Genomic DNA, 18,327 nt, shown 5'->3' with positions numbered 1-18,327 from the left:
CTTTGGCACGGCTTACAGGCGGCCTGACGCCGCCTCGCACCTCGCGGCAGGCTGACGCAAGCGACCGCTCCTGAAAATTCCCGACATTTGCAATTGACAGCCGCGCCTCTCCATGCAGAAATTGGTTGGACCATTGTACCAATTGGAAATGCTGGCGTGTTCGACCTGCCTCCCCTTCAAGCCACAGCGCGCGACGATGCGGTGCTCAACGTGCTGGCGGATTTCGTCATGCAGGAGGAGCTCAAGCCCGGCGACCGGCTGCCGACGGAGCGCGTTCTTTCCGAGCGGCTCAAGGTCAGCCGCACCACGGTGCGCGAGGCGCTGACGCGATGGGAAGGGCTCGGCCTCGTCGAGCGCCGCCAGGGCAGCGGCACCTATCTCAAGGCGGCGGTGTCGCGCGACATGCTGCACCTGCCGCTGACATTCGCCTCTGGCAACGATTTCGAAAGCCTGATGCACACGCTGGAAATACGGCGCGGGCTCGAGGCGGAGGCGGCGGCGCTGTGCGCCTTGCGCGCCGGTCCGGCCGAACTGGAACTCATCCGCCAGAAGCTCGAGACGATGGAGGAAGCCTTCCACAGCCGTGCCGGCATGTCGTCGGACGAGGACTGGGACTTTCACCAGGCGATCTACCGGGTGTCGGGCAACCCGCTGTTCGAGCAGATCATCTCGGCGATGCACGAGCTGTTCCACCGCTTCTGGGAGCATCCGCTTGGCGTGCGCGATTTCGGCCACGCCAGCTTTCCCTATCACCGCACGGTCTACGAACGGATCGCGGCGCGCGATGCAGAAGGCGCGCGCAGCGAGGCCCTGAAGCTGATCGCCACCGTCGAAGCCGACCTTCGCCGCGGCGACGCCAATCTCAAACGCGCAGGCAACAGATGAGCAACGATTTCGAGCGGGATTTCATTGCCGAGGCAGCAACCCTGCTTGCCCATGACGAGCCGTTTCCCGGTGGCGCCGTGGTTCCGCCGATCTACCAGACGTCGCTGTTCACCTTCGACAGCTATGAAGACATGGCCGATGTCTTCGCCGGCCGCAGCACCAAGCCGATCTATTCGCGCGGCAACAATCCGACCGTCATGGAGTTCGAAAGCAAGATTGCGGCGCTTGAAGGGGCTGAGGCGGCACGCGGCTTTTCCAGCGGCATGGCGGCGATCAGTTCGACGGTGCTGGCTTTCGTCGGTGCGGGCGAACGCATCGTCGCTGTCCGCAATTGTTATGGCGATGCCTACCGCCTGTTCGAGCGTCTCCTGCCGCATCTCGGCATCAAGGTCGACTATGTCGACGGCTCCGATCCCGAGGCGGTGGCGGCGGCATTGCCGGGTGCGGCGATGCTTTATCTCGAAAGCCCGACCTCGATGATGTTCGAGCTGCAGGATCTTGAAGTCCTGACCGCCATGGCGCGCGAGCGCGGCATCGTCAGCGTCATCGACAATTCCTGGGCGACGCCACTGTTCCAGAAGCCGATCCTGCATGGCGTCGACCTCGTCATGCATTCGGCCTCGAAGTATCTGGGAGGCCACAGCGACACGGTTGCCGGCGTCGTTGCCGGATCTGCCGAGCACATCCGCCGCATCAACGAGCGCACCTATCCCTATCTCGGCGCCAAGCTGTCGCCCTTCGAAGCCTGGCTTTTGCTGCGCGGCCTGCGCACGCTGCCGCTCAGGCTGCCGCACCACATGAAGAGCGGACTGACCATCGCCGAACGGCTGAAGGGCCACGCCCATGTCGAGCGCGTCAACCATCCCGCCTTCTCCAACCATCCGGGCAAGAAGACGCTCGCTGGCTATTCCGGCCTGTTCTCCTTCGAGGTGACCGACGACATCGACGTACCGGCCTTCACCGACGCGCTGAAGCTGTTCCGCATCGGCGTCAGCTGGGGCGGGCATGAAAGCCTCGTCGTGCCGGCGCTCGCCTCGCTGCAGCAGACGCCGGATGCCAATTCCATCGGCCGGTTCGGGGTCAGCCCGCGGACCATCAGGCTGAATGTCGGGCTGGAAAATGTGGAGGACCTCTGGGCCGACGTCAGTCGAGCCTTCGAGGAAGCAAAAAGAAAATAACTTCAAATCCAAGAATGGGAGTGACTGGAATGAAGAAATACAACCTGTTGTTCGCAACGGCCGTCGGCCTTGCCCTTTCGGCGGGATCGGCGCTCGCCGATTCCACCATCAAGATGGTCGAGGTCATCACCAGCCCGCCGCGCACCGAGTTCCTGAAGAAGCAGATCGCCGAATTCGAAACGGCAAACCCGGGCGTCAAGGTCGAGCTGGTCTCGCTGCCCTGGGGCCAGGCCTTCGAAAAGTTCCTGACCATGGTGCAGGCTGGCGACACCCCTGACATCGTCGAGATGCCCGAACGCTGGCTTGGCCTCTACGGCACCAACGGCCAACTCGAGGATCTCACGCCTTACATGGCCAAGTGGGGCGACGCCGCAACGCTTGGCGACCGCGCCAAGCAGTTCGGCTCGGTGGTCGACGGCAAGCAGTACATGCTGCCCTACGGCTACTACCTGCGCGCCATGTTCTGGAACAAGAAGCTGTTCAAGGAAGCCGGCCTCGACCATGCGCCGACGACGCTCGACGAGTTCATGGACGCCAACAAGAAGATCTCGGCGATCAACGGCAAGTATGGCTACTGCCTGCGCGGCGGCCCCGGCGGCTTCAACGGCGTGCAGATGTTCATGAACATCGCCAACGGCAAGGGCGGCTACTTCAAGGAAGACGGCACGGCGACCCTCAACGAGCCCGGCTCGGTCAAGGGCCTCGAAATGCTGGCCGAAATCTACAAGAATGGCTACGCCCCCAAGGACAGCGTCAGCTGGGGCTTCAACGAGATCGTGACCGGCTTCTACTCCGGCACCTGCGCGATGCTCGACCAGGATCCGGATGCGCTGATCGGCATTGCCGAGAAGATGAGCCCGGACGACTTCGCGGTTGCGCCGATGCCAACCGGACCGTCGGGCAAGTCCTATCCGACGCTCGGCTACGCCGGCTGGTCGATGTTCGCAAACTCGGATGTCAAGGAAGACGCCTGGAAGCTGATGTCGAGCCTGCTTTCGCCGGCAAACAACATCGGTTGGGCCAAGGAGGTGGGCGTTCTGCCCATCCACACCAGCGCTGCCGAGGACCCGCACTTCAAGACCGAGCAGTTCAAGGGCTGGTTCGACGAGCTGAGCAATCCGGACAAGTTCGAGTTCGTGACGCCGCCGGTGCATCTCGAAAATCTCGGCAACTTCTATGACCAGGTCTCGGTCAAGAATTTCCAGGAAGTGCTGCTTGGCCAGCGTACGGCCAAGGAAATCGCCGACGAATGGTCGGCGTTCCTGACCAAGGAACAGCAAGACTGGATGGCCAAAAACAAGAAGTAATGGCCATGGCGGGGCAGCGATGCCCCGCCAACCATGCCCTGTCAGGGCTCCCTTGCTGCCCCCTCGCCGACCGACACGCGGTCATGCCGGCATCGCCGCCAAGCCCTTTCTCCCCTTGGAGGCGAGGCCGCGCGCGAGGGGGCGATTTTTTCGCCATGTCGAAAGCAATCGCCATGACCACAGCAGTCACCGCATTGAGATCCCCCCTGAAAACGGGACCCAGACGATCCGGCATGCCCGGCCTCGAGCCGTGGCTCTATCTCGGCCCGGCGCTGATCCTGCTGGTGACGGTGCTGCTGGTGCCTCTCATCGTCGGCATCAGCTATTCGTTCCGCAAGTTCTCGGCCTTCAAGTCGGAGTATGTCGGCCTCGGCCAATACCAGGCCATGTTCTCCGACGCTCTGCTCGGGCAGGCACTCTACAACACATTGTGGTGGACGGTCGGCAGCCTGTTCTTCCAGTTCTTCCTCGGTCTCGGGCTGGCGCTGCTGCTCGACCGGCCGTTCTTCGGACGCAAGGTCGTTCAGGCGGTGGTGTTCCTGCCTTGGGCGGTGCCATCGTTCCTGTCCGGCCTGACCTGGGCATGGCTGTTCAACCCGATCGTCGGGCCGTTGCCGCACTGGCTCCATGCGCTCGGGCTGCAGGCAGAGCCGACAAGCATCCTGTCCGATCCGGCCACCGCGATGTGGGGACCGATCATCGCCAATGTCTGGTTCGGCGTGCCGTTCTTCGCCATCACGCTGCTCGCGGCGCTGAAATCGATCCCGTCCGAGCTGCATGAAGCTGCTGCCATCGACGGTGCCTCGCCATGGCAGCGTTTTTCCAAGGTGACGCTGCCGTTCCTGGCGCCGACGATTGCCATCACCGTGATGCTGCGCACGATCTGGATCGCTACCTTCGCCGACCTGATCTTCGTCATGACCGCAGGCGGCCCGGCCGGCGCCACCAACACTGTTGCCACTTACATCTATGTCAGCGCCTTCAAATCGCTGGACAAGGGCTACGCCTCAGCCGTCGCCGTTCTGCTTTTGTTGCTGCTCATCCTTTATGCGGTCGTGCTCATCGGCATCCGCCGCTCGCTCGCGAGGAATTCGTGATGATTGCCGGACGTTCGACTTCCGCGCGCCTGCTCGGCGGCATCGGCCTCTATGGCGCGATCAGCGCCTACGTCATCTTCGCGCTGTTTCCGATCTACTGGACGCTGAAGATCTCGGTCACGCCGCAGTCGCTGCTCTACTCGGACGGCATCACGCTGTGGCCGTCGGCGACCACCTTCGAAAACTACGCCACCGTGCTGAGGGCGAGCGATTTCCCGCTCTACTTCTTCAACAGCGTGCTGGTGTCGGTGACCACCGCCATCCTGGTGACGGTCATCGCCTCGGGCGCCGGCTACGCCATGTCGCGCTTTTCCTTCCGCGGCAAGACGACTGTGGCGATAGCCCTGCTGCTGACACAGACGTTCCCGCTGGTGATGGTCATCCCGCCGATCTACCGCATCATGGGCGAACTCGGCCTGACCAACAGCCTGACCGGCCTGATCATCATCTACACCGCCTTCAACACCGCCTTCGCCACCTTCCTGATGCAGTCCTTCTTCGACGGCATCCCGAAGGACCTGGAAGAAGCGGCGATGATCGACGGCTGCACCCGCTTCCAGGCGCTTCGCCGCATCATCATCCCGCTGACGCTACCCGGCATGGGCGCAACGCTCGGCTTTGTCTTCACCGCGGCATGGAGCGAGCTTTTGTTCGCGCTGATGCTGATATCCAGCGAAGGCCAGAAGACATTCGCCGTCGGCCTGCTCACCTTCATCGGCAAGTTCGCCGTCGACTGGGGACAGATGATGGCGGCGTCGATCCTGGCGCTCATTCCGGTCTGCATCTTCTTCGCATTCCTGCAACGCTATCTCGTGACCGGCCTGACCGCCGGCGCCGTCAAAGGGTAGGACCATGGCTTCGGTTACGCTCAACAAGGTCCAGAAGGACTACGGCTCGCTCAACGTACTCCAGGCCGTCGACCTGGAGATCGCAGATGGCGAGTTCGTGGTGCTGGTCGGCCCATCCGGCTGCGGCAAGTCCACACTGCTGAGGATGATCGCAGGCCTCGAGGAAGTCTCGGCGGGGGAGATCCGCATCGGCGAGCGTGTCGTCAACGACGTCGCGCCCAAGGACCGCGACATCGCCATGGTGTTTCAGTCCTACGCGCTCTATCCGCACATGAATGTCGCCTCGAACATGGGCTTCAGCCTGACGCTGAGGAAGGCCGAGAAGAACGCGATCGACACCAGGGTCAACGGCGCGGCGAGCCGGCTCGGCCTCGACAAACTGCTCGCGCGCCTGCCGCGCCAGCTCTCGGGCGGCCAGCGCCAGCGCGTGGCCATGGGCCGCGCCATCGTGCGCGACCCGAAAGTGTTCCTGTTCGACGAGCCGCTGTCCAATCTCGATGCCAAGCTGCGGGTGCACATGCGCACCGAGATCAAGGCGCTGCACCAGCAGCTCAAGACGACGTCGGTCTATGTCACCCACGACCAGGTCGAGGCGATGACGATGGCCGACCGCATCGTCGTCATGCACGATGGCGTCGTCCAGCAGGTTGGCGCGCCGCTCGACCTCTATGATCGGCCCGCCAACGCGTTCGTTGCCGGCTTCATCGGCTCGCCGGGGATGAATTTCCTGCCGGCCACCATCAGGCGAACCGACGCCGACGTGGCAGCCATCCTAGCCGATGGCCAGCGCCTGCCGATGCTGGCGAGCCTGCCGGTCGCGGATGGTGACGAGGTCAGCATCGGGCTGCGGCCCGAGCATATGCGTGTCGCTGCCGACGGCGACATCTCCGTCCAGGTCGAGGTCGTCGAACCCCTGGGCCTGTCGACGCAATTCTACGCCAAGCTAGCTGGCCAGCAGGTGTGCGTGTTTGCCATGGGGCGGGTCTCGGTGAAGCCGGGCGATATGGTTCGGCTGTCGGCGAGCGCCGCTGACCTGCATGTCTTCGATCCGAAAAGCGGCCAGCGCGTCGGGTGAGTTGACTGCGGCGGGCGCCACGAGTGCCCACCCGGAGAAGGCGTCGGCGGTGGCCGGCGCCTTTTTCATTTGTGTACAAACCTTCTACGGTGGCACTTTCATTTGTGCACAAACCTGTTGTGGCTGCCTCTAGCAGCACGCATTGCAACTAAACAGGAAGTAAAACTTGCCGAGATTCAACTGTGGGAAGAGGGCCGCATGCGGCCTGAGGCAAGGCCTCCACTCCATGATTCCCCTTGTTCGGCGAGTTGCAAAACCGGCTCACAACCGGCGCGCGCAGACATCGCGACAGGTCGCGTGACTCAAGGTCAACTTAAGTGCCATCGCGCAAAAAAAATCACGTGACTCTGCGGAATCTCGCAGCGCATCGGCCTCTGAACTCTAACAAGTCCACCGCCAAGAAAGGCAAGAATGAGGCAGATCGATAGCCGCCTTTCCGTTGAGTCACCGGGCAACAACCGTTCGACAAAGCCCGAAAGGCAGCGGACTCGACTGTCAGCGGCGGCTTGAATGAACCGCCGCCGACTAGGATCGAGGCGGATTCAACTGGCGTATAACCTTGCAAGAGTACTGGATTATCTTGAGACGATCATCCTCAATACAGACATCTTAACTTCCAGGCATTGCTTTTGGGGCGCCGAAGACTCTTGCCGTACAAGTACTGAAGACTCGAAGCCTTGGCAGTGTTGCCGGCATTTACACTTGGGTAATTTCTTCTGAATACGTCGAGTCAACGAGATAGCTAAATTTTTAAGTACAGGGAGGGGTTCCTGTCGGCGCTCTCGGGGAATGGAACAGCAGGCAAGGCATGAGCAATTTCTAATACGCCACATTTGAAGAGCCTCTTTTAGATCTCCTCCTTTTTTCGAAGCAAAGCACTCGCTGGCGACGCCGCCGGCGACATCTCCTAACTCACATTCTGCACGTCTTCAGGCGGTGCGAAGCAAAAAAGCTTCTCACCGGACGGCGATACTTTGCCGACAAGGAAGACCTGCGGCCAGGCAACCAGATTCGCTATCTCTACGGCAAGGAAACGCCCAATGAGTATCACCTTCGACCAGACATCAACCCACTACGGCGCTCCGCCGCAGAGACGGGGCTTCTCCGCCGCCAATCTCAGCATCACGCGAAAGCTGGCCCTCGCCTTCTCGGCGATCGTGCTCGTCAGCGTCATCGTCGGGTTCATGATGATGCGCGCGCTCAGCACGCTGGAAGCCGCCAGCGCAGAATTGCAGGTGGCCAGCCGAGTGCTTTCCACCGTCGGCAAGGCGGAGGCGCTGCACCTCGACCGATCCAACATTGCTCGCACCTACCTGCTCAATCTCAGGGAAGACGTAGCCAAGCGCTATTACGACACCTCGAAGAACGTCGACAAGACGATCGGCGAAGCCCTGAACCTGCCGATCGACGACAAGGCCGTCATCGCCGCGGTCGAGAACTTCAGGGGCATGGCCGAAAACTGGCGCAACGAGGTTGGCGACCCGATGGTCCAACTCGCCAGCAATCAAGCAACCTACGCGGAGGGACGCGAGCGCGGATCCTCGGTTCGGGCATCGGAAGTGCAGGCCACCGTCCGCAAGGCGGTTGCCGAGATGCAGGCCGAGATCACCCGGTGGGAAGACGAAACCGCGATCATCAAGAATGACGCCATCGCCACTGCACAATACCTGCAGCTCGGCAGCGCGGGCCTGACCATCGCCATCCTCGTGGTGATCGCGCTTTGGCTCTCGAGCCAAATCGCAACGCCGGTGAACAACATGACGCATGCCATGCGCAGCCTGGCCGCCGGTGACCTCAAGGTCATCGTTCCGGCCATCGGCCGTCAGGACGAAGTCGGCCAGATGGCGTCCGCCGTGCAGACCTTCAAGGACGCCGCGATCGAAAAGGTGCGCCTCGAAGCCGAAGCCGCTGAAACCCGCCGTCGCGTCGAAGAAGACAACGCAGCACGCGCTGCGCAGAAAGCCGAGGAAGATCGCCAGGATCACGTCGCCATCGTTGCCCTGGGCAACGGCCTCGACGCCCTGTCGAAGGGCGACCTGATGCACCGCATCGATGCGCCGTTCCCCGACAAGCTGGTCAAGCTGCGGCAGGACTTCAACGAGTCGGTCGAGAAGCTGCAGCAGACCATGCTCAGCATCACGTCCTCCGTGAAAGCGATCCATGCCGGCACCGGCGAGATCTACACCGCTGCCGACGACCTGTCGCGCCGCACCGAACAGCAGGCTGCAAGCCTCGAAGAGACCGCAGCTGCGCTCGACGAGATCACCGCGACCGTCAAGAAGACGGCTGAAGGTGCAGTGCATGCCCGTGACGTCGTTTCGACGGCCAAGACCGATGCAGAGACCAGCGGCGTCGTGGTGCGCAAGGCAATCGACGCCATGGGCACGATAGAGAAGTCGTCCGAGCAGATCAGCCGCATCATCGGCGTGATCGACGAGATCGCCTTCCAGACCAACCTTCTGGCGCTCAATGCCGGCGTCGAAGCGGCTCGTGCCGGCGATGCTGGACGCGGCTTCGCCGTGGTCGCCTCGGAAGTGCGTGCATTGGCCCAGCGTTCGGCGGAAGCCGCTCGCGAAATCAAGAGCCTGATCTCGGCATCAACGACCCAGGTCGGCGAAGGCGTGAAGCTGGTTGCTGAAACCGGCAGGGCATTGGAGCGCATCGTGCTCCAGGTGGCCGAAATCAATGCCGTCGTCACCAACATCGCGGCAAGCGCTCATGAGCAGTCGACCGGTCTCGATCAGGTCAACTCGGCGGTCAACCAGATGGACCAGGTCACGCAGCAGAACGCCGCGATGGTCGAAGAATCGACTGCCGCGAGCCACTCGCTGTCCCAGGAAACCGAAGAGCTGTCGCGCCAGATCAGCACCTTCCGGCTCGGCAAGCTCTCGGTCGTCGAGTCCTCCGGCCGTCCGTCAAGCTCCAAGGCTCCGGCCCGCGCTCCGCGGCCCGAACTGAAGGTCGCGTCGTCGAGCTTCGGTTCTTCCGCGGCCCGTGCGATCGCTCCGGCGGCCGACGACTGGCAGGAGTTCTGAGCCAGCCATGACCCCCGATCCATCGCAACGGATACTCGAGCTTGCCGCAGTTCTGGACCTCAGGGCGGCAGCGCCACTGACCGAAAGCCTGCTCGCAATGCGCGGAACCGCGCTGACCATCGATGCCTCGCGCGTGGAGCGGATCGGCGGTCAATGCCTTCAGGTTCTCCTGTCGGCTCAACAAACCTGGAGCGCGGATGAAACCGCGCTCTCCTTCACCAACCTGACGCCCGGCTTCGTCGAAGGCCTGCGGCTCCTGGGCTTCTCGCAAGCGGATTTCACCAGGGAGGAGATGCCGGAATGAGCGCGACCATTTTGACCGTCGATGATTCTCGCACCATGCGCGAGATGTTGAAACTGGCGCTGACGCAAGCCGGCTACAGGGTCATTCAAGCCGAGGACGGCGTCCATGGCCTCGAGGTGCTGAAGGGCGAAACCCCACGGGTCATCGTCACCGACATCAACATGCCCAGGATGGATGGCTTCGGCTTCATCGAGCATGTCCGGGCCGACGAAACCTATCGCGGCATTCCGATCCTGGTCCTGACGACCGAGAGCGATGCCGAAAAGAAGGATCGCGCCCGGCGTGCCGGCGCGACCGGCTGGATCGTCAAGCCTTTCGATCCGGCCAAGCTGGTCGACGCCATCCGCCGCGTGTCGGCCTGAATTGGGAGACATGTCCGTGGATGCAATGGCAGCAGTCAAGCAGACCTTCTTCCAGGAGTGCGAGGAGCAACTCGCCGAACTGGAAACCGGCCTTCTCGCGATGGAACGCGGGGAAGCCGAATCCGACACCGTGAACGCGGTTTTCCGCGCGGTACATTCGATCAAGGGCGGCGCTGGCGCCTTCAGCCTCGGAGACCTGGTGCAGTTCGCCCATGTCTTCGAAACCACGCTCGACCATGTCAGGAACGGCGCGCTGGAGCCGACAGCCGACGTCATGGCCGTCATGCTGCGCGCCGCCGATCTTTTGGCGGATCTCGTGGCGGCGGCACGCGATGGCCACGCGGTCGACAGCGGGCGCAGCGAAGTGCTGGTCGCTGAACTCACCGCACTGAGTCCCGGCGGGGCGGATGCCAGCGCCGAAGAAGAAGACGACATGAGCGACTTCTCCTTCACGCCCGTCAGCGTGGCGTTCGACTTTTCGGACACCCCGGCCGTTGCCGGACGTAGCTACACGATCACTTTCAAGCCCAGGCCCGAACTCTATGCCAAGGGCAACGAGACGGCGCTGGTGCTGCGCGAACTGGAACGCCTGGGACAGCTGGAGACCAGCTGCGATGCGAGTGGACTGCCGCAACTCGCCGAACTCGATCCGGAGGGCGCCTATCTCGAATGGACCATGCGGCTCACCACCGAGAAGGGCGAGGATGCGATCCGCGAGGTCTTCGAATTCGTGGAATGGGATTCCAGCCTGACCATTCAGGCATCCGACGCCGACGGCGATGCCGACTCCGGCGCCGGCTCGACCGAAGATGCATTCGCTGCCCTGCTCCGCTCCATCCAGGCCGATGAAACGTCTCTTCCGGCAACGACAGCCGACATCATCCCGCTGCCATTGGCCGAAGAACGGGAGGCTGTTGCCGAAATCGACGCTCAACCGGCAAAGGCTGTTGCGGCACGCAACGGCGAAGGCGGCGCCAATGCAAATGCGGGCGCTCCGCAGACCATCCGCGCCGATCTCGAGCGGGTCGACCGGCTGATCGATCTCGTCGGCGAACTTGTGATCAACCAGGCGATGCTGTCGCAGCGCGTCATGGAAGCCGGTCACGTGCCCGGATCCGCCGTCGCCCTTGGTCTCGACGAACTCGAGCACCTGACGCGCGAAATCCAGGACTGCGTCATGGCCATCCGCGCCCAGGCGGTGAAGTCGGTGTTCCAGCGCATTCCGCGCCTGGTGCGCGAAGTCGCCGGCATGACAGGCAAGCAGGTACGCCTGATCACCGACGGCGAGGGCACCGAGGTCGACAAGACGGTGATCGACCGTCTCAACGACCCGCTGACCCACATGATCCGCAATGCCATCGATCACGGGCTGGAGAAGCCCGAAGTGCGCGTCGCCGCCGGCAAGCCGGCTGAGGGCGTGGTTCGTTTGTCGGCGATGCACCGCTCCGGCCGCATCGTCATCGAGGTTGCCGACGACGGTGCCGGCATCAACCGCTCAAGGGTCAAGGCGATCGCCGCCGAGAAGGGCCTGATCGCAGCCGATGCCGTGCTTTCCGACGAGGAGATCGACAATCTGATCTTCTTGCCGGGTTTCTCGACGGCGTCGGAAGTGTCGAACATCTCAGGCCGCGGCGTCGGCATGGATGTGGTGAAGCGTTCGATCCAGAGCCTTGGCGGTCGACTGTCGATCACCTCCAGGCCCGGCAAGGGCTCGACCTTCACCATGAGCCTGCCCCTGACGCTCGCCGTGCTCGACGGCATGGTGGTAACGGTCGCCGACCAGACACTGGTGGTACCGCTAACAGCCATCATCGAGACCCTGCAGCCAAAGGCGGCCGACGTGCACGGTCTCGGCGGCGGCGCCCGGGTCATTGCGATCCGCGATACCTTCACGCCGTTGATCGACGTCGGCCGCGAGCTCGGTTTCCGCACCACGGCCACCGATCCGTTGGCGGCCGTGGCGATCCTGGTCGAGACCGAAGGCGGCCGCCGCAGCGCCCTGCTCGTCGATACGATCCAGGGCCAGCGCCAGGTCGTCATCAAGAGCCTGGAATCCAACTACCGGCATGTGCCGGGTATCGCCGCCGCAACCATCCTCGGCGATGGCCGCGTCGCCCTCATCATCGACGTCGATACCGTGATCGCCAATTCGCAGTCCGACGCGACCATTCTTGAACCCGTTCTTGCAGCAGCAGGGTGATGCCATGATCAAACACGACAACAGCAGCCGCGAGCTCATCGCGTTCCGTATCGGCGAGCAGGAATTCTGCGTCGACATCATGTCGGTGCGCGAGATCAGGGGCTGGGCACCAGCGACCGTGCTGCCCAAGTCGCCGCCTTACGTCCGCGGCGTCATCAACCTGCGCGGCGCGATCCTGCCGATCGTCGACCTTGCCGCCCGCCTCGGCTTCCAGCCGCCGGAGCCCACCGTGCGTCACGTCATCATGGTGGCGCAGGTCGGCTCGCAGGTGGTGGGGCTTCTGGTCGATGCGGTTTCCGACATCCTGTCGGTCACCGACGACGCCATCAAGCCGACGCCCGACGTCGCCTCCGACATGGCCAAGACCTTCGTGCGCGGCGTGCTTGCCATCGAAGGCCGCATGATCAGCCTGATCGCGCTGGACAACGTCCTGCCGGCGCTTGAGCCGATCGCGGCATGACCGGTCTGCAAAACATCGACAAACCGCGCGGCCAGCGGCAGAGCCTGGTGGCCGGCGAGTTCGTGCTCACCGGCGAGGACATGCGGCAGATCGCGGCGATGCTCCACGCCGACGCCGGCATCCACCTGACCGAGGCAAAGGCGGCACTCGTCTATTCCCGGCTGTCGAAGCGGTTGCGCGCGCTCGGACTCGAAAGCTTCCGCGACTACTGCACGCTCATCGCCTCGCGCGATGGGCTCGACGAACGCCAGAAGATGCTGGCGGCGTTGACCACCAACGTCACCAATTTCTACCGCGAGCCGCATCATTTCGAGCACCTGGCAAAGCAGGTCCTGCCGCCGCTTCTCGATGCGGCGCGGCGTGGCGGCCGGGTCAGGATCTGGTCGGCGGCATGCTCCAATGGCGCCGAGCCCTATTCGATCGCGTTGACGATCCTGTCGCTGATGCCCGAGGCCGCCAACTACGACATCAGGGTTCTGGCGACCGACATCGACCCCAACATGGTCGCGTTCGGCCGCGAGGGGATCTACAGCGAGGCCGCGTTGCGGCCGGTGCCGCCGGACCTGCGCCGGCGCTGGTTCACACCGTCCCGGTCGGGCGACGGCACCTCCTTCAGCGCCGCCGACGAGATGCGCACGATCGTAGCCTTCCGCGAGCTCAACCTCATCGGAGCATGGCCGATGAAGGGCCGCTTCCAGGCGATCTATTGCCGCAACGTCGTCATCTATTTCGAGGAAGCAACACAGTCGCGGATCTGGAGCCGTTTCGTACCGCTGCTGACGGCGGGCGGCACCCTCTATATCGGCCATTCCGAGCGGGTCTCGGGACCCGCGACGGCGGACTTCCAGCCAGAGGGCATCACCACCTACAAGCTGCGCGATGGCGCCGCATGAAGCCGGTTCGCGTTCTCATCGTCGACGATTCCGCCACCATGCGCACGCTGCTTTCGGCGGTGCTGCGCCTCGACCCGGCCATCGAGGTCGTCGGCCATGCCGCCGACCCGCTGGAGGCCCGTGCCAAGATCAAGGAACTCAACCCCGACGTCATCACGCTTGACGTCGAGATGCCGAACATGAACGGGCTCGAATTTCTCGAAAAGATCATGCGGCTGCGGCCGATGCCCGTGATCATGGTGTCGAGCCTGACCAGCCGGGATGCCACAGCCACGATCACCGCCCTGGAGATCGGCGCCTTCGACTGCATCTCCAAGGCTTCGTTCAGCGATGACAGGGCCTTCGGCGCATTGCAGGCTACGGTCAAAGCTGCGGCGCGTGCCCAGATCCGCCCGTTGGCGAACGCCCATCAGGCCAGCGGGCAGCGCGAGCAGCCGGTGGGCAATGCCGACTATGTGCCCAGCGGCAAGATCGTTGCGATCGGCTCATCGACCGGCGGCGTCGAGGCCCTGATTGCGGTGCTGTCGCAGTTCCCCGAAAACTGCCCGCCCACCGTCATCACCCAGCATATGCCGGGAGCCTTCACCAAGAGCTTCGCCGAGCGTCTCAACCGCATGTCGAGGCCGCATGTCAGCGAGGCCGTCGATGGCGCGCCGCTGACACCGGGGCATGTCTATCTCGCCCCTGGCGGCGCCACGCATCTCGAGATCTCGGGGCCCGGCCAGTTGCGCTGCCGGTTGCGCAGCACCGATCCTGTCAACGGTCACCGGCCGTCGGTCGATGTGCTGTTTGCCTCGGTCGCCAAGGCGACGGGTTCCAAAGCCGTCGGCGCCATCCTGACCGGCATGGGCCGCGACGGCGCTGCCGGGCTGCTGCAGATGCGTCAGGCCGGCGCCAATACGCTCGGCCAGGACGAGGCCACCAGCCTTGTCTACGGCATGCCCAGGGTCGCCTTCGAAGTCGGCGCGGTCGAGCGGCAGGCGCCGCTGGACAAGATCGCCTCCCATATCCTCGCGCTGACGCGCTCGAATTCCAATGGAGTCAAAAATGTCCTTCCTCGAACACTTTAAGGTCCTCGTCGTCGACGATACGACGACCAGCCGCATGCTCATCACCGATGCGTTGCAGGAGATGGGCATCCGCAAGATCTCCATCGCCAAGGACGGCGAGCAGGCCCTGCGCATGATGATGGAACAGCCCTGCCATATGGTCATCTCCGACTTCAACATGCCGAAGCTCGATGGGCTGCAGCTGCTGAAGGCGATCCGCTCCTATGGCCCGACCCGCACGACCCCGTTCATCCTGCTCACCGGCAAGGGCGATCGCCAGCTGCTGGAAGCTGCCGTCGCACTCGGCGTCAACAACTTCCTGACCAAGCCGTTCACCATACCGGCGCTCAAGAAGGCCATCGAAGCGATCGTCGGAGTGCTTAAGTGACCCTGGTCACCAAAAGCCGCATCACTGTCATGCGTGGCGAATACCACGTGGTCGACCGGGAGGACGTCGTGCTGACGACCATTCTGGGGTCCTGTGTTGCCGCCTGCATCCGCGATCCCTTTGCCCGGACCGGCGGCATGAACCACTTCCTGCTGCCCGGAAACAATGGCCGCTCGTCGCTCGATGCCCAAAGCTACGGTGTTCATCTGATGGAGCTTCTCGTCAACGGCCTGCTGCAGCGTGGCGCGCATCGCCACCGGCTGGAGGCCAAGCTGTTCGGCGGTGCCCGTACCATTGAGGGCCTCTCCGACATCGGCGCGATGAATGCGGAGTTCGCCGAGACGTTCCTGCGCAACGAAGGCATCAGCATCGTTGGCGGCGACCTCGGCGGAGATCGCGGCCGCCGGGTCGAATACTGGCCGCTGTCCGGCCGCGCCCGCCAGGTCATGCTCTCCGGCGACAAGGGCTTCGTCGCCCCGGTTCCACCCAAGCAGCCACCGGTCGCGCCATCGGGCGGTTCCGTCGAGTTCTTTTGATCTTTTGAAAGTCGTCCGCCATGCCATCGCGTGCCAGTGCACATTGCCGTGAGACCCTTACGCCCGTTTCCGAGATGCTCGGACGGGTGAGCGTCGAGTTGAATGACATCGCAGCGCAAGTGGAACGGCTGCATCCGCTGGTTTCCGCACAGGGCGGGCAGCTCGCCGCCAGCGACCCGCATTATGCGCAGGCGCTGCAGAGCTTCGACCATATCGAGCAGAAACTGCGATGCTTAGCCGGCTATATCGAGGATCTCGGCGCGGCCACTGCGCCCGGCTGGCAGATCGATCAGCAGGCGGCACTCGCCGCGATTACCCTTTCAGACCTCGCCTCGCGCTTGGCCGGCCATGATTCAGGACCGCTGAACGCCGCGTCATCAGGTGACTTCGAGCTGTTCTAGCCTGGCAAGCGGACTGTCCTTCACGCGCCTCGACCAGGCAGCCCTTCTCAGGCCGGCGCTCGTGCTGATACCGTAGCGTGGACGCGCGACGCGCGCGCTGTCGGCGCTGTGCCGCTTGCGCGGAGCAATACACCGCATGTCAGGGACAAATGGATGACGACAAGGCCGCTGCGGCTCTTCCAGATCATGATCACCGACGGTGCGCATTCACCCGCCACCACCGACGCATTCGCACGCAATGTCGACTCGTTCAGATCGACCTATCCTAGGGCCGAGTACCGGCGTTACGGCAATGAGGAGCTGGTTGCCTTTCTCGCTGACAACTATCCCGAACCGGTGCTGCAGGCCTACCGCACGCTGACGCCCTATGCGTTCAAGGCGGATCTCGCGCGCTACTGCCTGCTTCACACCTATGGCGGGCTCTATTCCGACCTGTCCTATCTCCACCTGCGTCCGATCGAGATCGACAGCCGCTGCGACATGGTGGTTTTCCGCGATATTGCGGGCCATCCGTCCTGGGCGGTGAGCAATGCCGTCATCTATGCCGAGGCCGGCAGCCCGGCGCTGGAGCGAGCGATCGCCCGTGTCGTCGAACATTACAACGATCGCTTCTACGGCCATTCATCACTGGAGCCGACCGGCCCCTACATGTTCGGGCGCGTGCTGGCCGAGACCTCTGACTGGACCAAGATCGCCTTCGGCGATTCGCAGCGCCTGAACGTCGACCGCACCGGCAGGGTCAACATCGTCAAGGTGATGCCAACGGGCGAGGTCGTGGCCATTCGCAACAAGACGAGCGAAGGCGAGTTCAGCGATCTGGTGCCGTCGGGGGGAAACAATTACAACAGCTTGTGGAGTGAACGGCGCATTTGGGGCGAGCCGGACACGCGTGGCGTGCTCGACCGGTTGCGTTCCAAGGCGAAGCAGGTGCGCAAGCGCCGTTCCCGATGACAGGGCAGGGAATGGATTTGCATGGATCTGAAACTGACCAGCCAGTGCCTGGAGCAGGGCTTTTGCGTCCTGCCGTCAGTCTTCGGCAAAGCCGAAGTCGAACTATTTCGCGCCGCTACTGTCAACAACCTCGGCAGCATGGGGCAGACGCGTGATGTCGCGCATTCGTACCACCTCGCCGGCTTTCATCGCTTTCCATCCCTGGCGACCATCCATGCCAGGATCGTCGCCGACGGCACGGTCAACCGCTTCCTGGCGGCCTATTACGGCGGCAGTCCGTATCTTGCCCTTGGCCTGAGCGACATTACCGTCAACCGCTCGCAGTACTGGCACACCGATCTCCTGCGCGGCCGCTACAGCGACTTCCTCAAGGACTGCGCTCCGTGGTCAGAGACCAGGGGGAGCCTCAAGGCACTGGTCTATCTCCAGGACGGCGCCAGCCTGCGGATAGTGCCATGCTCGCACCTTTCGCCCTCGCCGCTCGATGACACCCTGCTCGAGGTGCTTGCGGAAGCCGCCCGGGACGTCGTTCGCGTCAACATCAAGGCCGGCGATGTGGTGATGATGGACATCCGCGCTCTGCATCGCGGCTCGACCGACGCGGACATGCGCAGCCCCGAGCTCGCTGCAGCGCAAAAGATCCTCGTGTCGACAGTCTTCGGCCCGGTCGCCTCGGCTCTGGCCCAGGCGATGCAGCTTGGCAATGCGCATCGGCTGGCGGACTGGGACAGGCGGTTCCTGGCCCGCTGAGGCCATTCGATCTTCGCGGCCGCCTATAGATGCAAGAGGCGGCCGGTCTGCATGATCGACAGCAATCTGGAGGTCATGCACCTCGTGCAGGCTCGGCCAGGCATGAAGCGGGCGATCCGTGGCCCATGCCAATCCAGGCTCAGTTGGCGCGATCTCCGGCAGCCCTTGTGTTGCCACGGTTGGGCGTCCTTGCGAGCTGCGGGCATCGGCATTTTTGTGGGGGTATTCTTGGAATGCAAAACGCCCGGCCAGGTTTTTTGCCTAGCCGGGCGTTTTGTTTGTTGGTTGCAGGGACGATAGCTCCCAAAAGCAGCGGCAAAGGGCCGGCGCCTCGGTGACAATGTTGCTATTCAGGATCGGCATTGTCGGCCCTCCGGACCCTTCAGCCTCGTCCGTGAGGACGAGGAGCTAGCATGGGCAGGCAAGCGAAGCTTGCTGCCAGCGATCAAGCTGGTGGATTTGAAGAAGTTGGCTGCGGTGCCAGGCTTTGGCTTTTTTGTCGCGCCTTGTCTGCTTGTGCCTTTGTTGCGGGGTGTTGCTGCGGTTTCGGCTCGGCCGTTTCCAGGCTGCAAATAGCAAAAAGGCCCGCTTGGGGCGGGCCTTTTAAG

18 protein-coding genes are annotated in these 18,327 nt (G+C 63.3%); all 18 read left to right on the top strand.

Annotated features, from left to right (window positions below; all coding sequences use genetic code 11):
- Positions 1-156: 156 nt before the first annotated feature.
- The gene (locus tag J1C56_RS30715) at positions 157-885 is read left to right on the top strand and encodes a FadR/GntR family transcriptional regulator (RefSeq protein WP_214393706.1); all 729 of its coding nucleotides are present in this window, start codon (positions 157-159) and stop codon (positions 883-885) included.
- Positions 882-2,063 carry a PLP-dependent transferase gene (locus tag J1C56_RS30710; RefSeq protein WP_214393705.1) on the top strand — a complete coding sequence of 394 codons (1,182 nt, stop codon included), beginning with the start codon at positions 882-884 and terminating at the stop codon, positions 2,061-2,063. The genes J1C56_RS30715 and J1C56_RS30710 overlap by 4 nt, the downstream gene beginning before the upstream one ends.
- A 29-nt stretch (positions 2,064-2,092) precedes the next feature.
- A complete protein-coding gene (locus J1C56_RS30705) occupies positions 2,093-3,370 on the top strand; it encodes an ABC transporter substrate-binding protein (protein ID WP_214393704.1) in 1,278 nt (425 codons plus the stop codon).
- A 173-nt stretch (positions 3,371-3,543) separates the two neighbouring features.
- Positions 3,544-4,467, top strand: coding sequence for a carbohydrate ABC transporter permease (locus J1C56_RS30700; protein ID WP_214393786.1), 924 nt, complete (start codon positions 3,544-3,546; stop codon positions 4,465-4,467).
- Positions 4,467-5,315: a carbohydrate ABC transporter permease gene (locus J1C56_RS30695; RefSeq protein WP_214393703.1), complete on the top strand. Its 849-nt coding sequence runs from the start codon at positions 4,467-4,469 to the stop codon at positions 5,313-5,315. Before J1C56_RS30700 ends, J1C56_RS30695 begins: the two co-directional genes overlap by 1 nt.
- Positions 5,316-5,319: 4 nt before the next feature.
- Positions 5,320-6,390 carry an ABC transporter ATP-binding protein gene (locus tag J1C56_RS30690; RefSeq protein WP_214393702.1) on the top strand — a complete coding sequence of 357 codons (1,071 nt, stop codon included), beginning with the start codon at positions 5,320-5,322 and terminating at the stop codon, positions 6,388-6,390.
- Positions 6,391-7,430: 1,040 nt separating this feature from the next.
- Positions 7,431-9,425, top strand: a complete 1,995-nt coding sequence (locus J1C56_RS30685) for a methyl-accepting chemotaxis protein (protein WP_214393701.1) — start codon at positions 7,431-7,433, stop codon at positions 9,423-9,425.
- Between the two features lie 7 nt (positions 9,426-9,432).
- Positions 9,433-9,729 carry an STAS domain-containing protein gene (locus J1C56_RS30680; protein WP_214393700.1) on the top strand — a complete coding sequence of 99 codons (297 nt, stop codon included), beginning with the start codon at positions 9,433-9,435 and terminating at the stop codon, positions 9,727-9,729.
- Positions 9,726-10,091, top strand: a complete 366-nt coding sequence (locus J1C56_RS30675; RefSeq protein ID WP_214393699.1) for a response regulator — start codon at positions 9,726-9,728, stop codon at positions 10,089-10,091. Before J1C56_RS30680 ends, J1C56_RS30675 begins: the two co-directional genes overlap by 4 nt.
- 25 nt (positions 10,092-10,116) lie before the next feature.
- Entirely contained in the window at positions 10,117-12,291 is a 2,175-nt protein-coding gene (locus J1C56_RS30670; RefSeq protein WP_246592190.1) for a chemotaxis protein CheA, read from the top strand.
- 4 nt (positions 12,292-12,295) lie between these two features.
- Entirely contained in the window at positions 12,296-12,751 is a 456-nt protein-coding gene (locus J1C56_RS30665; protein ID WP_214393697.1) for a chemotaxis protein CheW, read from the top strand.
- Entirely contained in the window at positions 12,748-13,644 is an 897-nt protein-coding gene (locus tag J1C56_RS30660) for a CheR family methyltransferase (RefSeq protein ID WP_214393696.1), read from the top strand. The genes J1C56_RS30665 and J1C56_RS30660 overlap by 4 nt, the downstream gene beginning before the upstream one ends.
- The gene (locus tag J1C56_RS30655; RefSeq protein WP_214393695.1) at positions 13,641-14,714 is read left to right on the top strand and encodes a protein-glutamate methylesterase/protein-glutamine glutaminase; all 1,074 of its coding nucleotides are present in this window, start codon (positions 13,641-13,643) and stop codon (positions 14,712-14,714) included. The genes J1C56_RS30660 and J1C56_RS30655 overlap by 4 nt, the downstream gene beginning before the upstream one ends.
- On the top strand, positions 14,692-15,081 hold the full coding sequence (locus tag J1C56_RS30650) for a response regulator (RefSeq protein WP_214393694.1): 390 nt from the start codon (positions 14,692-14,694) through the stop codon (positions 15,079-15,081). The genes J1C56_RS30655 and J1C56_RS30650 overlap by 23 nt, the downstream gene beginning before the upstream one ends.
- Positions 15,082-15,110: 29 nt before the next feature.
- Positions 15,111-15,617, top strand: coding sequence for a chemotaxis protein CheD (locus J1C56_RS30645; RefSeq protein ID WP_214393785.1), 507 nt, complete (start codon positions 15,111-15,113; stop codon positions 15,615-15,617).
- A 98-nt stretch (positions 15,618-15,715) separates the two neighbouring features.
- A complete protein-coding gene (locus J1C56_RS30640; protein WP_214393693.1) occupies positions 15,716-16,018 on the top strand; it encodes a hypothetical protein in 303 nt (100 codons plus the stop codon).
- Between the two features lie 153 nt (positions 16,019-16,171).
- A complete protein-coding gene (locus J1C56_RS30635; RefSeq protein WP_214393692.1) occupies positions 16,172-16,969 on the top strand; it encodes a glycosyltransferase family 32 protein in 798 nt (265 codons plus the stop codon).
- Between the two features lie 21 nt (positions 16,970-16,990).
- On the top strand, positions 16,991-17,719 hold the full coding sequence (locus J1C56_RS30630; RefSeq protein ID WP_214393691.1) for a phytanoyl-CoA dioxygenase family protein: 729 nt from the start codon (positions 16,991-16,993) through the stop codon (positions 17,717-17,719).
- The last annotated feature ends 608 nt before the right edge of the window (positions 17,720-18,327 follow it).

Origin of the sequence: Aminobacter anthyllidis (assembly GCF_018555685.1) — a bacterium.
Taxonomy (GTDB): domain Bacteria; phylum Pseudomonadota; class Alphaproteobacteria; order Rhizobiales; family Rhizobiaceae; genus Aminobacter; species Aminobacter anthyllidis.
This window is presented reverse-complemented; position numbering and strand designations above follow the sequence as displayed.

What these genes read in the sequence shown, in the direction of transcription:
- J1C56_RS30710 (WP_214393705.1), top strand. Translation starts at nt 882, where the DNA reads ATGAGCAACGATTTCGAGCGGGATTTCATTGCCGAGGCAGCAACCCTG.
- J1C56_RS30705 (WP_214393704.1), top strand. Translation starts at nt 2,093, where the DNA reads ATGAAGAAATACAACCTGTTGTTCGCAACGGCCGTCGGCCTTGCCCTT.
- J1C56_RS30700 (WP_214393786.1), top strand. Translation starts at nt 3,544, where the DNA reads ATGACCACAGCAGTCACCGCATTGAGATCCCCCCTGAAAACGGGACCC.
- J1C56_RS30695 (WP_214393703.1), top strand. Translation starts at nt 4,467, where the DNA reads ATGATTGCCGGACGTTCGACTTCCGCGCGCCTGCTCGGCGGCATCGGC.
- J1C56_RS30690 (WP_214393702.1), top strand. Translation starts at nt 5,320, where the DNA reads ATGGCTTCGGTTACGCTCAACAAGGTCCAGAAGGACTACGGCTCGCTC.
- J1C56_RS30685 (WP_214393701.1), top strand. Translation starts at nt 7,431, where the DNA reads ATGAGTATCACCTTCGACCAGACATCAACCCACTACGGCGCTCCGCCG.
- J1C56_RS30680 (WP_214393700.1), top strand. Translation starts at nt 9,433, where the DNA reads ATGACCCCCGATCCATCGCAACGGATACTCGAGCTTGCCGCAGTTCTG.
- J1C56_RS30675 (WP_214393699.1), top strand. Translation starts at nt 9,726, where the DNA reads ATGAGCGCGACCATTTTGACCGTCGATGATTCTCGCACCATGCGCGAG.
- J1C56_RS30670 (WP_246592190.1), top strand. Translation starts at nt 10,117, where the DNA reads ATGGCAGCAGTCAAGCAGACCTTCTTCCAGGAGTGCGAGGAGCAACTC.
- J1C56_RS30665 (WP_214393697.1), top strand. Translation starts at nt 12,296, where the DNA reads ATGATCAAACACGACAACAGCAGCCGCGAGCTCATCGCGTTCCGTATC.
- J1C56_RS30660 (WP_214393696.1), top strand. Translation starts at nt 12,748, where the DNA reads ATGACCGGTCTGCAAAACATCGACAAACCGCGCGGCCAGCGGCAGAGC.
- J1C56_RS30655 (WP_214393695.1), top strand. Translation starts at nt 13,641, where the DNA reads ATGAAGCCGGTTCGCGTTCTCATCGTCGACGATTCCGCCACCATGCGC.
- J1C56_RS30650 (WP_214393694.1), top strand. Translation starts at nt 14,692, where the DNA reads ATGTCCTTCCTCGAACACTTTAAGGTCCTCGTCGTCGACGATACGACG.
- J1C56_RS30645 (WP_214393785.1), top strand. Translation starts at nt 15,111, where the DNA reads ATGCGTGGCGAATACCACGTGGTCGACCGGGAGGACGTCGTGCTGACG.
- J1C56_RS30635 (WP_214393692.1), top strand. Translation starts at nt 16,172, where the DNA reads ATGACGACAAGGCCGCTGCGGCTCTTCCAGATCATGATCACCGACGGT.
- J1C56_RS30630 (WP_214393691.1), top strand. Translation starts at nt 16,991, where the DNA reads ATGGATCTGAAACTGACCAGCCAGTGCCTGGAGCAGGGCTTTTGCGTC.